The following is a 14,778-nucleotide window of genomic DNA, read 5'->3' as shown; positions in this document are numbered from 1 at the left end:
CTCCCGGCCATGCAGACCACCTACGAACCGCGCAGCGTCGAATCCACGGCGCAGGACTACTGGCAGCGCACGCGCGCTTTCGAAGTCGTCGAAGACCCGTCGAAAGAGAAGTTCTACTGCCTGTGCATGCTGCCGTATCCCTCCGGTGCGCTGCACATGGGCCATGTGCGCAACTACACCATCGGCGACGTGGTCAGCCGCTACCAGCGCATGCTGGGCAAGAACGTGCTGCAGCCGATGGGCTTCGACGCCTTCGGCCTGCCCGCCGAGAACGCCGCGATCGCGCGCAATGTGCCGCCGGCGCAATGGACCTACGCCAACATGGCGAACATGAAACGCCAACTGCAGGCGCTTGGTTTCGCCTACGACTGGTCGCGCGAACTGGCCACCTGCAAGCCGGATTACTACCAGCACGAGCAGCGCTTCTTCACCGAGCTGTACGCCAAGGGCCTGGTCTATCGCAAGAACTCGGTGGTCAACTGGGATCCGGTGGACCAGACCGTGCTGGCCAACGAGCAGGTGGTCGACGGCCGCGGCTGGCGCTCGGGCGCCGTCATCGAGCGCCGCGAGATCCCGCAATGGTTCTTCCGCATCACCGACTACGCCGACGAACTGCTCGGCAAGCTGGATGAGCTGACCGGCTGGCCGGATTCGGTCAAGACCATGCAGCGCAACTGGATCGGCCGCTCCGAGGGCCTGGAGATCCACTTCGCGGTCGAAGGCGGCGAGGACCTGGTGGTCTACACCACGCGCCCGGACACCCTGATGGGCGTGACCTACATCTCGGTGGCCGCCGAACACCCGCTGGCGCGCCGGGCGGGCGATTCCAATGCCGAGGTCGCCGCCTTCATCGAGGAATGCCGCCACGCGGCGGTGGCCGAGGCGGCCGTCGAAACCATGGAAAAGAAGGGCGTGGCGCTCGGCGTGCACGCCATCCACCCGATCAGCGGCGAGCGCGTGCCGGTGTATGCCGCGAACTTCGTGCTGATGGGTTATGGCACCGGCGCGGTAATGGCGGTGCCGGGACACGACCAGCGCGACTGGGAGTTCGCGACCAAGTACGGGCTGCCAGTGAAACAGGTGATCGAAGCCCGCGAGGGCGGGGTCGACCTGTCCCAGGGCGCCTACACCGAGAAGGGCATCTGCGTGAACTCCGGGTCGCTGCTGGATGGCCTGGACTACAAGGCCGCGTTCGACGCGCTGGCGGCGAAGCTGGAGGCGGAAGGCAAGGGCAAGCGCAAGGTGAATTTCCGCCTGCGCGACTGGGGCGTGTCGCGCCAGCGGTACTGGGGCTGCCCGATTCCGATGATCTACCGCGACAACGGCGAGGCGGTGCCGGTGCCGCCGGAACTGCTGCCGGTGGTGTTGCCCGAGGACGTGCTGTTCGAGGGCGTGGCCTCGCCGATCAAGAAGATGCCGGCCTTCTACGAGACCACCGATCCGCTGACCGGCGCTCCGGCCAAGCGCGAGACCGATACCTTCGACACCTTCGTCGAGTCCTCCTGGTACTACGCGCGCTACACCTGCCCGGGCGCGCCGACCATGCTGGACGGGCGCGCCAACTACTGGCTGCCGATCGACCTCTACATCGGCGGCATCGAGCACGCCGTGATGCACCTGTTGTACTTCCGTTTCTGGCACAAGGCGATGCGCGATTTCGGCTACGTCCACAGCGACGAGCCGGCGATCAACCTGCTGTGCCAGGGCATGGTGGTGGCGGAGACCTTCTACCGCGAGCAAGACGGCAAGAAGACCTACTACAACCCGGCGGAAGTCTCGATCGTCCGCGACAGCCACGGGCGCATGACCGGCGCGACGTTGATCGAGGATGGCCAGCCGGTGACCATCGGCGCCATCGAGAAGATGAGCAAGAGCAAGAACAATGGCGTCGATCCGCAGGCGCTGATCGACGAATACGGCGCCGACACCGTGCGCCTGTTCTCGATGTTCGCCGCGCCGCCGGACCAGCAGCTGGAATGGAGCCAGGCCGGCGTCGAAGGCATGGCGCGCTTCCTCCGGCGCGTCTGGCGCATGGTCGCCGAGCACGTCGCCGCCGGGCCGGCGCCGGCGCTGGACGTGGCCGCCCTGACCGCCGCCGACAAGGCGCTGCGCACCAAGCTGCACGAGACCATCGAGGGCGTGAACCGCGACATCGGCACGCGCTACACCTTCAACACGGCGATCGCCAAGGTGATGGAGCTGTCGAACGCGATCGGCAAGTTCGAGGCCAGCGGCCCGGCCTCGCGCGCGGTGCTGCAGGAGGCCTGGGAAGCCATCGTGCTGATGCTGAACCCGATCACCCCGCACACCAGCCACGCGCTGTGGCAGGCGCTGGGGCATGCCGAGGAACTGCTGGAAGACCGCGGTTTCCCCAAGGCGGATCCGGCCGCGCTGGTGAAGGACCTGATCACCGTGGTGGTGCAGGTCAACGGCAAGCTGCGCGGCAAGCTGGAAGTGGCGCCCGGCAGCGGCGAGGATGTCCTGCGCCCGCTGGCCTTCGCCCACGCCGACGTTGCCAAGTTCACCGACGGCAAGACTGTGCGCAAGTTCATCGTGGTGCCGGATAAACTCGTCAACATTGTCGTGTCCGACTGACCCAGGAGCCCCAGATCATGAACGCCATCCGCAAGCTGGCCGTCGTCGCCGTCGCGTCGATGCTGGGCGCCTGTGGTTTCGCGCTGAAGGACAGCGCGCCCTTGCCACGGGTCATGGGCGCCATCGCGATCCAGGCGGTGGACCTCGACAGCCCGCTGGTGCAGGACCTGGAGCGCGAACTGGGCGCCGCCGGCGCCTCGCTGAAGCCGCTCAACAGCGCTGGCGCGAGCACCCTGAAGATCGAGTCCGAGACCGTCGAGCGCAATGTCATCAGCCTCGACGACCGCGCCAAGGTGGGTGAGTACGAGTTGCACTACCGCGTGCTGTACGCGGTCGACGCGCCCGACGGCAAGCCGCTGCTGCGCGACACCCCGGTGGAGCTGTCGCGCGTCTACAGCTTCGACGAGCAGCAGGCGATCGGTGCCGGCCAGGAAGAGGAGATCATCCGCACCGAACTGCGTCGCGACGCCGTGCGCATGATCATGGAACACCTGCAGCGCATCCAGGAGCCGGGTGGGGCGCTGGAGGACCGCGAGAGCGCGGGGCAACGCTGAGGAGCCGGTGTTGGTTTTTGGTGTTGGTGTTGGATTGGAGCGGGACTGAGGTGAGAGTCCCGGTCGCCCCTGGCGGTGCGCTTTTTCGCGCATCGAACTTCTTCGCGACCCGCGCCACTTTTCTTGTCCGCAAAGGACGCAAAGAACGCAGAGGAAGCGAAGCGGTTTCCGCTCTTCTTTGCGTCCTTTGCGTCCTTTGCGGACAAACTGCTCTTCAGATCAATGAGTTATCGGATGTTCGGTGAGAGCAGCGCCTCGCGCCAACCAACTGCCACAACTCACGCGAACACCTGCTTCAGTCTGGGTGTTGGTTGCTGGTGTTGGTGTTGGTTTGGAGCCGGCTGAGGCTTGTTGCGTGCGACGCGCCGCACCAACCAGCACCAACAACCCACACCAACACCAGCTTCAACCCACACCAACACCTGCCTCAATCCGGCAGGCGCTTGCGGATGTCCTCGGCGGCGTCCCAGTGATCGAACAGAAGGTCGACCAGTGAAGGATCGAACTTGCGTCCGGACTGGCCACGGATGAAGGACTGCACTTCCTCGACCGCCCACGCGCGCTTGTAGCAGCGGTTGCTGCCGAGCGCGTCATACACGTCGGCGAGTGCGACGATGCGGCCGGGAAGCCCGATCTCGGCGCCCTTGAGCGCGCGCGGATAGCCGCTGCCATCCCAGTTCTCGTGGTGCTCGCGCGCGATCTGCGCGGCCAGTTGCATCAGCGGGCGCTTGGATGAGGCCAGCATCTGCGCACCGAGGTCCGCATGGGTGCGCATCACCGCGGCCTCTTCGGCCGTGTGGGCCCCCGGCTTGTTGAGGATCGCGTCGGGGATACCGATCTTGCCGATGTCATGCAGCGGCGCGGCGAAGCGCAACATGCCGGCTTCCTGCTCGTCCATCCCGGCCACGCGACCGATCAGCTCGGCGATCAGACCCACGCGCCGAACGTGGTTGGCGGTCTCGCGCGAGCGCGTCTCGGCCGCGCCCGCCAGCAGGTAGACCATTTCCAGCTGGCTTTCGAACAGTTCCTTGTTGAGGTGCAGGTTCTCGAAGGCGATCGAGACATTGGTGCAGAACAGTTGCACCAGGCGGTAGTCGACATCGCGCAGCTTGGGCGTCTCACCGACGTAGAGCAGGCTCTCGGTCGAGTGGCTGTCGGTGAAATGCAGCACGTAGTGGTCGTCGGCGAACAAGTTCTCCTTGCGCTCGAAGGCTTTGTGCACCGAGTCCAGCAGCCGCTGCGGAAGAGCTGAGTCCACCGGCGTGTTGACGAAGCGCGCGTAGTCGCCGGTCGCCGCTGCAACCACCAGTTGCTCGCCCGACGCCACCGGTGTTTCCACCGGCTTGCAATACAACGCGCCGCGTTCCAGCCCGACGACATTGCCCAGTTGCGCCAACACCGCCGAGGCGAATTCGTGCGATTTCTGATGCGAAAAGATGTGCGCGCTGGCCGAAATCACGCGCTCCAGGCCCAGCCGGTTGCGCTCGATCAGCATCACGTCGCGGTAGGCGCGCAGGGTGGCGTACATCATGGTGCGCAACTTCTGCGCGGTGAGCTCGGTCTTGTCCTTGTAGTCGTTGATGTCGTAGTTGGTGATCACCTCGTGCTCGGGCGCCTGGCCCGGCTGCCCGGTGCGCAGCACGATGCGCACGAAGTGATTGTTCAGCTCTCCGCGGACGAACTTGACCAGGTCCAGGCCGGCCTGGTCGGACTCCATCACCACGTCCAGCAGCATCACGCCGATGTCCGGGACCGCGCGCAGCAGCTTGCGGGCCTCGTTGGCGGAATAGGCGTGGTGGAACTTGAGCGGGCGGTCTTCGAAGCGGAAGCTGCCGAGCACCAGGCGGGTCACTTCGTGGACCGCGGGTTCGTCGTCGACGATCAGCACATTCCACGGCTCGGCCGTGACCGGTTCGGCCGCGAACTCGAAGAGTTCCTCACCCTGCGCCATTACTGCCCCCGGCTCAGACCCCGATTCGTCGAAACTAGCCATCCTCGGGCGTGCTGTAAATGCGCAGGAATGTGAATGGGGGCGAACAAGTGTCGCGGTGGGGCAGGGTGGCAGCAAAGGTGGGGCAAGGGAAGAGCAAAGGCGGGGCAGGGGGCAGGGGAAAAGCTCGCTGTCCCGGAGCCTGTCCCGCGTTTGCGTGCGAGCACAGCGCAGTCTTTGGTCTGGCGCGAGGTCTCCCCTTGCCCCTTTCCCCTTGCCCCGCTTCTGCTCCTGCTCCCGTTTCCCCTATGCCTTGCCCGCGAACAACTCCCGTCCGATCAGCATGCGGCGGATCTCCTGGGTGCCGGCGCCGATCTCGTAGAGCTTGGCGTCGCGCAGCAGGCGCCCGGCCGGGTATTGGTTGATGTAGCCATTGCCGCCGAGGGCCTGGATCGTCTCCAGGCTGACGTCGACCGCCGCCTTGGAGGCGTACAGCAGGCAGCTGGCCGGATCGACGCGCGAGCGCTGGCCACGGTCGTAGGCCTCGGCCACGCGGTAGGCATAGGCGCGCGCGGACTGCAACTGGGTGTACATGTCGGCCAGCTTGGCCTGCATGATGCCGAAGGTGCCGATCGGCTGGTCGAACTGCTTGCGCTCACGCACATAGCCGAGGGTCAGTTCGAAGCCGCACTGCATCAGCCCGAGCGGGCCACCGGACAACACCAGACGCTCGGTGTCGAGACCCTTCATCAGCACCTTGACGCCCTGGTCGACTTCACCCAGGACGTTTTCCTCGGGAATCTCGCAGTCGTCGAACACCAGTTCGCAGGTGTTCGACCCACGCATGCCGAGCTTGTCCAGCTTCTGCGCGGTGCGGAAGCCCTTCATGCCCTTCTCGACGATGAAGGCGGTCATGCAGCGCGAGCCGCGGTCCTTCGGGGCGGTGCGCATGTACACCACCAGGACCTCGGCATCCGGGCCGTTGGTGATCCACATCTTCGAACCGTTCGCCACCCAGCGGTCGCCGTGCTTCTCGGCGCGGCAGGCCATCGAGCCGACCACATCCGAGCCGGCGCCCGGCTCGCTCATGGCGAGCGCGCCCACCCACTCGCCGCTGCACAGCTTCGGCAGGTACTTCGCCTTCTGCGCGGCATTCGCGTTGTTGTAGAGGTTCTGCACGCACAGGTTGGAGTGCGCGCCGTAGGACAGCCCGACCGAGCCGGATGCGCGGGAAATCTCCTCCATCGCGATCAGGTGGGCGAGGTAGCCCAGGCCACTGCCACCGTGCTCGTGGTCGACTGTGATCCCGAGCAGACCCAGTTCACCGAGTTTTGGCCACAGGTCGCGCGGGAAGCAGTTGCTGCCGTCGATCTCCTCCGCGCGCGGGGCAATTTCGCTGTCGGCGAAGCGCCGGACAGTCTCGCGCAGCATCTCGATGTCGTCGCCGTGGGAAGTGTGCATGCGGTGGCGCTCCGATGGTGCCTGGCCGCGCTGGCGCTCCGGTCAGGCTCTGGATGGGGGACGCAAAGGACGCAAAGTGCGCAAAGGACGCAAGAGGAGCCAGTAGCATTACTTCGGCATCATCCTCTTGTCAGCTCTTCTTTGCGTCCTTTGCGCTCCCTTGCGTCCTTTGCGTTCGAAAAATGCAGCCCCGTTCGGAGCGAGGCTCAGCTCTTCGAACGGCCCTTGAACAGCGGACGCGTGCTGCCCATGTACGGCAGCTTGACCTTGCCGACGGTGTTGATGCGCTCTTCGGCCATGCGGTCGGCAGCCTTCCACGTACCGATGCCATCGCGCTTGGCGATCTTGAAGATGGTGCCCACGTTGTAATAGATCGAGCGCAGCATGCGCATCGCGCGCTCGCGGTTGTAACCGTCGAGCTCGATCGACACGTTCATCAGGCCGCCCGCGTTGACCGCGTAGTCGGGTGCGTACAGGATCCCGCGGCGCTCCAGTTCGTCGCCGCAGTCGTCGGTGGCCAGCTGGTTGTTCGCGGCGCCGCAGACGATCTTGAACTTGAAGCGCGGCATGGTCTTCTCGTTGACCGTGCCGCCGAGGGCGCAGGGGCTGTAGACGTCGGCGTCGACATCGTAGATTTCGTCCAGCGCGACCGCCTCGCAGCCGAGTTCGTCGACGCAGCGCTGCACCGCGGCGCGGTTGATGTCGGTGACGAAGACCTTGGCCTTTTCCGCGCGCAGCAGTTTGGCCAGTTCATAACCGACATGGCCGACGCCCTGCACCGCGTAGCTGAACTTGCCGACTTCCTCGGTGCCGAAACGCACATTGAGGCTGGCCATGATGCCCTGCAGCGAGCCGGCGGCGGTGAACGGCGAGGGATCGCCCGAGCCGCCATGCACCTGGTGCACGCCGGAGACGTAATCGGTCTCCTGGAACACGTACTCCATGTCGTTGACGTCGATGCCGACATCTTCGGCGGTGATGTAGCGTCCGCCCAGCGAATTGACGAAGCGACCGAAGGCGCGGAACAGGCCCTCGGACTTGTCCTTGGACGGATCACCGATGATCACGCCCTTGCCGCCGCCGAGGTTGAGGCCCGCCACCGCCGCCTTGTAGGTCATGCCGCGCGACAGGCGCAGCACATCGTTCAGCGCTTCCTGCTCCGTCTTGTACGGCCACATGCGCAGGCCGCCGAGCGCGGGCCCAAGCGTGGTGTTGTGCACGGCGATGATCGCCTTCAGGCCCACATCCTTGTTCTGGCAGAACACGACTTGCTCGTGGCCCAGCAGGCCTACAGTCTCGAACACCATGGCAATGACTCTCTCTGATGGAAGAAGCGGGGGCGCACGCCGGGGCGCGCGCCAGGATCGGGGGCACGTCGTGGAGGCGGACCGGTCGCCAGTGCGGCGCGCAAGGCGAATCCGGACCTCCCCGGGTGCAGGCGGCGCGGATCATACGCGGATGCACCGCGTTGGCGCATGACACTGGGTTGACAGCACCAGCGAAAGTTCAGGTGCGGCTGCGATCAGCGGCGGGCAACGGTGGCTGCGGTAGGATCGACGCCAGTCTGTCGAGCGAGCGTGCCCATGGAAACCCAGGATGCCAGCGTGCCCCCCGTCAATGAGGTTGTGTCGGTGCCGCCGATGCGCCGCTGGTGGCGCCCAGGGCTGCGCCTCTGGCTGGGGCTGACAGGGCTGGTGGTGTTGGCGCTGCTGGCCGTGATGTTCTGGTGGTCCACCGAGCCCGCTCGCTTCAAGGTGCTGGCGACGGCGGAGGCGCGCGCCAAGGCGGCCGGACAGCAGGTGGTGCCGGGCTACGTCAGCGTGTCTACCGCCATGAAACTGGCGGAGACCTTGCTCGACAAGCGCGGCGGCTACCTGTCCAACGACATCGCGCCGCCCGGCGTGCTGATGGACAACATCCCTGAATGGGAATTCGGTGTGCTGCAGCAGTTGCGGGATTTCTCACTGGCGCTGCGCAACGACTTCTCGCGCTCGCAGAGCCAGTCGGAGGACGATGCGGACCTGCGCGAGGCGCAGCCGCTGTTCGCCTACAGCAACGACCACTGGATCCTGCCGTCGACCGAGAGCCAGTACCGCCAGGGCATCGCCCACCTGGACGGCTATCTCAAGCGGCTTGCAGACGCGGACGAGTTCAACGCGCAGTTCTACGTGCGCGCCGACAATCTCGCATCCTGGCTGCAACTGGTCGAGAAGCAGATGGGCTCTTTGTCGCAGCGGCTGTCGATGAGCGTCGGCCAGGTGCGCATCAATACTGACCTTGCCAACGAGTCCAGTGCCACCCAGTCCACGCCAGGACCGTCGGTGCTGGTGATGCGCACCCCGTGGATGCAGATCGACAATGTGTTCTATGAAGCGCGTGGCGCCACCTGGGCCCTGCTGCACCTGCTGAAAGCCATCGAACGCGATTTCCGTCCGGTGCTGCAGGACAAGAACGCCGTGATCAGCGTCAAGCAGATCATCCGCGAGCTGGAAGAATCCCAGGCAGCGATCTACAGCCCGATGATCCTCAACGGCGGCGGCTACGGCTTCTTCGCCAACCACTCGCTGGTGATGGCCAACTACATCTCGCGCGCGAACGCGGCGTTGATTGATCTGCGCAAGCTGTTGGAACGGGGGTGAATCGCGGGGGAGCAGGAGCGGGGCTGGGGACTGGGGGCTGGGGCGCCGGGATCAGCACTGGCGTACGACCGGCTTCTGGCTGCGAATCTGCAAGTCCCGGTTCATGCTCTGAGACAACGATAGGCGGCTCCCGATTAAGAGTCGGTCTTGCGCCAGTCGCTGATTTCCGCGCCCAAGCCCCCAGCCCCCAATCCCCAGCCCGCTCTTGCCCTCAATGCACCGCCTTCCCATGGCACAGCTTGAACTTGCGGCCGCTGCCGCAGGGGCAGGGGTCGTTGCGGCCGGGTTCGGGAGTGGCGCGGACGGGTTGCCGGCGCAAGCCGCCGCGCTCGCGGATGGGCTGGTAGTGCTTCCATAGCCGGTGCGCGCCGAAGGTGGCAGCGCGCATCAGGCGCAGCCGCTGGGTGCGGGTGTAGGCCAGGCCGTCCTCGGGGCCGTCCCTGCCGAGCAGGACGAAGGGCGCCAGTTCCTCGCGCAGCGATTCGTGGTCGACGATGTCCTGCAGGCCGGTGGGGTCCAGCGCCAGCGCCGCCGCGGCGCCGGCCGACCAGGACTTCGCCGTGCGCTGCTCGGCCGCTTCGTCGTTGTCGGCGTCGTCCTGCGGCAGGATGTCGAATTCCGGCAGCACGGCGGCCTTGTGCTGGGCCGGGTCCAGCCGGATACGCTGGGCCACATGGGTGCCAAGCCGATACAGCCAGCCAGTGGCCTCGTCGCGCGCGTGCGCATCGAGCGGGGCAAAAGCGGGGCCCAGCGCTACCGCGGTCCAGCGCTGCGGCGAGGGCGGATGCGGGAGCAATGCGAGCACGGTCAGGAAGCCGTCGAGCGCATCGAAGGCCAGGCCGCCGCGCGGAGTCACCTGCCCATGCCAGAAATCCCGCGCGGCGCCGATTTCGCGGCGCGACAGTCCGCCGGGAAACGAAGGCAGGTCGAGCGCGGGATCGTGCTCGTCTGGTGCTGGATTGCCCGGATCGGCAGCGTTGGTGGTATCGGTGGGAATCATGGCGCTCGCTGCGGTCATCGAATGACTGAGATGATGCACCTTGCGCTGCCCGCATCGATGTCAATCCGGGCGCGCGGGGATCGTTATGCTGCCGCTCAGGTTTCGCGCACCAATTGCGGGCATGCTCGGCGCGTCCTTCCGCCACCATTACCTGCCCGATGACGTCATGGCTGCGCTTCCTGAGTGGCTGCTGCGCGCTGGTCTGCGCGGCGGCGCCGGTGTCGGCCAACGACGGCATGCTGCAACTGTCCAACGATGTCTACCTGCTTCCCGGCAGCTTCGTGCCGGGCGCGCAGCCCGATGGCAATTCCCTGTTGCTGTCGGGCGACACCGGCTGGATCGTGTTCGACACCGGCCGCCATGCGGTGCACGCGCGGCGCATCCTGGCTTTTGTCGACGAGGACCTGAGCCGCGTCGCGGCCATCGTCAACTCGCACTGGCACCTGGACCACGTCGGCGGCAATGCGCTCATCCGCGAGCGCTTCCCGAACGCGCGGGTGTACGCCAGTCCCGGCATCGAGCATGCGCTCGGCAGCTGGCTGGCCAGCTATCGCGCGCAACTGGTGGCCATGGTCGACGACCCCAAGACCCGCGCGGCGGAGCGCGAGAAGTACCGCGTCGACATCGGCCTGATCGACCTCGGCGAGCGCTTGCTGCCGACGGAGCCGATCACGCGCACGCGCAACTGGCGCATCGCCGGCCGGCAATTGCGCATCGGCCTCGAGACCGATGCGGTCACCGAGGGCGATCTGTGGCTCTACGATCGCGGCAGCCGCGTGCTGGCCGCCGGGGACCTGGTCACCTTGCCCGTGCCATTCTTCGACACCGCCTGTCCTGCCCGCTGGTCCAGTGCGCTTGCGGGGCTGGAAGACATGCCCTTCGTGCGCCTGGTGCCGGGGCATGGACCTGACCTCACGCGCGACGAGTTCACGCGCTACCGGCATGCCTTCGATGAGCTGTTGGCCTGCGCCGCCAGCGAGCAGACCCTGGCGCAATGCGCGGACGGGTGGATCGCGCAGACCGGAAGCTTCTATCCAGAGACGGAACACACGCGGGTCCGCGAGATGCTCGATTACTACTTCAGTCAGCATTTGCGTGCGGAACCGGCGCAACGCGACCGTTTCTGCACCCAGGCGCCCACCGCCGGCTGAGCGCTGCAATCGTCTACCTCGCGTATCCCGGCAGGCGTGCTAGCGTCGGCGCCTTCCGTGAAAGCTGACGAGGGCGCGCATGATCCGTGCGGCAATCATCTCCCTGGGCCTGGTGCTGGCGATTCCCGCGCCGGTCATGGCCAAGGACAAGGAAGCCCCCAAGTGGGACGTCAACCAGCCGCCGGGTGAGCTGAAGCGGATCCGCTTCAGCGTGTCCGAGAGCACCTGGACCAACCTCGACGTCAGCCCGGACGGCCAGCGAATCGTGTTCGATTTGCTCGGCGACTTGTACGAACTGCCGATCGCCGGCGGACCGGCGAAGCGCCTGACCCAGGGCCTGGCCTTCGACGTGCAGCCGCGCTATTCGCCGGATGGCAAGCAGATCGCCTACACCTCCGACCGCGCAGGCGGCAACAACCTGTGGCGCATGACGCTCTCCGACGGCAAGTCCACCCAGGTCAGCAAGGAGAGCTTCCGCCTGCTGAACAACCCGGCGTGGACCCCGGACGGGCAGTACCTGGTGGGGCGCAAGCATTTCAGTTCCGAGCGCTCGCTCGGCGCCGGTGAGCTGTGGCTGTACCACGTGGGCGGCGGCGACGGCTTGCAGCTGACCAAGAAAAAGAACGACCAGCAGGACCTGGGCGAGCCGGCGGTCAGTCCGGACGGCCGCTACGTCTATTTCAGCGAGGACGTCAGCGCCGGCCCCTACTTCCAGTACAACAAGAATGTGCACGATCTGATCTACGCCATCCGCCGGCTGGACCGCGAGACCGGCGAGATCGAGACGCTGGTCGCCACGCCGGGCGGCGCGGTGCGTCCGCAGCCGTCGCCGGATGGCAAGACCCTGGCCTTCGTCAAGCGCGTGCGCGAACGCACCGTGCTGCACCTGCTGGACCTCGAATCGGGCGACGTGCGCCCGCTGTGGGATGGCCTGAGCCACGACCAGCAGGAAGCCTGGGCGATCTTCGGCCCATACCCGAACTTCGACTGGACCCCGGATTCGCAGTCCATCGTGATCTGGGCGCAGGGCAAGCTGTGGCGCGTGTCGGTGGCCGACGGCAAGCCGGTCGAGATCCCGTTCACGGCCGAGATCGACCAGCAGGTGGTCCAGCCGCTGCGCTTCGAGCAGCGCGTAGACGAAGGCGAGTTCAGCCCGAAGATGATCCGCGACGTGGCCACCAGCCCGGATGGGCGTACGCTGGTGTTCCACGCGGTCGGATCGCTGTGGCGCAAGGCGCTGCCGGACGGCCAGCCGCAGCGGCTGACCAGTGCGACAGGGGTGTTCGAGTACCAGCCGAGCTTCAGCGCCGATGGCAACAAGCTGCTTTACACGACATGGTCGGACGCTGCGATGGGGGCCATCATCGAGCGCGACCTGGCGAGCGGCGCCGAGCGCAAGCTCAGCAGCGAACCCGGCTTCTACTACGGCCCGCAGTATTCGCCGGATGGCACGCGCATCGTCTACGCGCGCAGCGGTGGCGGTGGCCTGACCGGCAGTCTGTGGTCGCGCGAGCGCGGCGTGTTCTGGATCCCGGCCGCCGGCGGCACGCCGACGCGCGTGGCCAAGGACGGGCAGACCCCGCAGTTTTCCGCAGACGGCTCGCGCATCTACTTCTTCACGGGAGAGGGCCTGAGCAAGAAACTGATGTCCGCAGGGCTGCATGGCGAGGATGTGCGTGAGGTGTTCAACCTCAAGTACGTCGATTTCGTCGCGCTGAGCCCGGACCGCAAGTTTGTCGCCTTCACCGAACTGTTCAATGCCTACGTGGCGCCATTGCCGGCCACCGGCGGCAGCATCGAACTCAGCAAGGACACCAGCGCAATCCCGGTGACCCGGATCAGCGGCGACGCCGGCTCCTACCTGCACTGGTCGGGCAGCGGCGAGGCGCAGCAGTTGCACTGGATGCTCGGCGACCGCTACGTCAGCCGCGCGCTGAAGGATGTGTTCGCCTTCCTGCCCGGTGCGCCGAAGGAGTTGCCGAAGGCCAGCGAGGCGAAGTCGATCGCCGTGGGCCTCAAGCAGCCGGTCTACACGCCGAGCGGCGTCACCGCTTTCGTCGGTGGCCGCGTGATCACCATGCGCGATGCGGAGCAGAGCCAGGAAGTGATCGAGGACGGCGTGGTGATCGTCGATGGCGACCGCATCCATGCGGTGGGCAGCCGCGCTGCACTGACGATCCCGAACGGCGCGCGGGTGATCGATGTCGCCGGCAAGACCCTGATGCCCGGCATCGTCGACGCGCATGCGCACGCCGCGCACTTCGGCCAGGGCGTGGTGCCGCAGCAGAACTGGGCCTACTACGCCAACCTGGCCTTCGGCGTGACTGCGATGCACGACCCGTCCGCCACCAATGAGTTCGTGTTCTCGCAGGCGGAACTGGTCAAGGCCGGGCGCATGGTCGGCCCGCGCGTCTACAGCACCGGCACGATCCTGTACGGCGCCGACGGCGACTTCAAGGCGGTGGTGGATTCGATCGACGACGCGCGCTTCCACCTCAAGCGCATGCAGGCGCTCGGTGCCTTCAGCGTGAAGAGCTACAACCAGCCGCGCCGCGACCAGCGCCAGCAGATCAACACCGCCGCGCGTGAGCTCGGCATGCTCGTGGTGGAGGAGGGCGGTTCCACCCTTAACCACAACCTGACAATGGTGCTCGATGGCGTTACCGGCGTTGAGCACAACCTGCCGGTGGCGCCGCTGTACGGCGACATCATCGGCCTGATGAGCCGCACCGATGTGCGCAACACGCCGACGCTGGTGGTGACCTACGGTGGCCTCAATGGTGAGTACTGGTGGTATGCGCGCGATCCGGTGTGGGAAGAGCCGCGCCTGAACCGCTACTTCCCGGCGGAGCAACTCGCCGCGCGCGCGATCCGCCGGGAGACCGCGCCGGACTGGGACTATTTCCACATCGAAGTGGCCAAGTCCGCCAAGCGCCTGCGCGATGCCGGTGTACGCATCCAGACCGGCGGCCATGGCCAGATGCAGGGCCTCGCCGTGCACTGGGAGATCTGGATGCTCACCCAGGGCGGCTTCAGCAACTTCGAAGCCCTGCGCGCGGCGACCATCGACGGCGCCGACTACATCGGCCTCGGCAAGAAGCTCGGTTCACTGGAAGCCGGCAAGCAGGCTGATCTGGTGGTGCTCGACGGCAACCCGCTGGCCGACATCCGCGACAGCGACAACACCGCGATGGTGATGGTCGACGGCCGCTTGTTCGACCTCAAGGCCGACATGGCCGAAGTCGGCGGCAAGGGCCTGCCGGCACCCGAGTTCTACTGGCAGCGCCACCGTGACGGCCAGACCTTCGGCATCGAATACGGCCCCACCGGCGCCTGCCACTGCCCGAAGTCCGGGGCGCACGGGCACTAAGTCGAAGCGGGTGTTGGCGTCAGAAGCTGGTGTTGGTTGTTGGTGTTGGCGTCAGAAGCGGGTGTTGGTGTTGGTTGT

Annotated in this window: 9 protein-coding genes; 5 read left to right on the top strand and 4 right to left on the bottom strand. The window is 66.3% G+C overall.

From position 1 onward, the window contains the following. Nucleotides 1-9: 9 nt before the first annotated feature. Together IPK27_20495 and IPK27_20490 are read left to right on the top strand one after the other, a co-directional pair. Nucleotides 10-2,595, top strand: a complete 2,586-nt coding sequence (locus IPK27_20495) for a leucine--tRNA ligase (protein MBK8069905.1) — start codon at nucleotides 10-12, stop codon at nucleotides 2,593-2,595. Nucleotides 2,596-2,612: 17 nt separating this feature from the next. Further along, nucleotides 2,613-3,149 carry a hypothetical protein gene (locus tag IPK27_20490; GenBank protein ID MBK8069904.1) on the top strand — a complete coding sequence of 179 codons (537 nt, stop codon included), beginning with the start codon at nucleotides 2,613-2,615 and terminating at the stop codon, nucleotides 3,147-3,149. Between the two features lie 427 nt (nucleotides 3,150-3,576). Here IPK27_20490 and IPK27_20485 read toward each other — a convergent pair whose 3' ends face one another. The 3 genes from IPK27_20485 to IPK27_20475 all read right to left on the bottom strand — a co-directional run bounded on the left by IPK27_20485 (nucleotide 3,577) and on the right by IPK27_20475 (nucleotide 7,847). Further along, nucleotides 3,577-5,100 (bottom strand): DUF3369 domain-containing protein, encoded by a 1,524-nt coding sequence (locus IPK27_20485; GenBank protein ID MBK8069903.1) that lies wholly within the window; start codon nucleotides 5,098-5,100, stop codon nucleotides 3,577-3,579. Between the two features lie 285 nt (nucleotides 5,101-5,385). Next, the gene (locus IPK27_20480) at nucleotides 5,386-6,540 is read right to left on the bottom strand and encodes an isovaleryl-CoA dehydrogenase (protein MBK8069902.1); all 1,155 of its coding nucleotides are present in this window, start codon (nucleotides 6,538-6,540) and stop codon (nucleotides 5,386-5,388) included. 206 nt (nucleotides 6,541-6,746) lie between these two features. After that, complete coding sequence (locus IPK27_20475; GenBank protein MBK8069901.1) at nucleotides 6,747-7,847, bottom strand: Glu/Leu/Phe/Val dehydrogenase; 1,101 nt, start codon at nucleotides 7,845-7,847, stop codon at nucleotides 6,747-6,749. Between the two features lie 276 nt (nucleotides 7,848-8,123). Between IPK27_20475 and IPK27_20470 the strand changes: the two genes are divergently transcribed. Beyond that, the gene (locus tag IPK27_20470) at nucleotides 8,124-9,179 is read left to right on the top strand and encodes a DUF2333 family protein (protein ID MBK8069900.1); all 1,056 of its coding nucleotides are present in this window, start codon (nucleotides 8,124-8,126) and stop codon (nucleotides 9,177-9,179) included. 211 nt (nucleotides 9,180-9,390) lie between these two features. Here IPK27_20470 and IPK27_20465 read toward each other — a convergent pair whose 3' ends face one another. After that, nucleotides 9,391-10,179: an SEC-C domain-containing protein gene (locus IPK27_20465; GenBank protein MBK8069899.1), complete on the bottom strand. Its 789-nt coding sequence runs from the start codon at nucleotides 10,177-10,179 to the stop codon at nucleotides 9,391-9,393. 158 nt (nucleotides 10,180-10,337) lie between these two features. Between IPK27_20465 and IPK27_20460 the strand changes: the two genes are divergently transcribed. Together IPK27_20460 and IPK27_20455 are read left to right on the top strand one after the other, a co-directional pair. Then, nucleotides 10,338-11,330, top strand: a complete 993-nt coding sequence (locus tag IPK27_20460; protein ID MBK8069898.1) for an MBL fold metallo-hydrolase — start codon at nucleotides 10,338-10,340, stop codon at nucleotides 11,328-11,330. A gap of 79 nt (nucleotides 11,331-11,409) precedes the next feature. Continuing rightward, a complete protein-coding gene (locus tag IPK27_20455) occupies nucleotides 11,410-14,700 on the top strand; it encodes a PD40 domain-containing protein (protein ID MBK8069897.1) in 3,291 nt (1,096 codons plus the stop codon). Nucleotides 14,701-14,778: the final 78 nt, after the last annotated feature.

It is taken from the genome of Rhodanobacteraceae bacterium, from assembly GCA_016713135.1.
GTDB lineage: Bacteria > Pseudomonadota > Gammaproteobacteria > Xanthomonadales > SZUA-5 > JADKFD01.
Note: the sequence above shows the minus strand (reverse complement) of the source record. Positions and strands in the feature narration are given on the sequence as shown.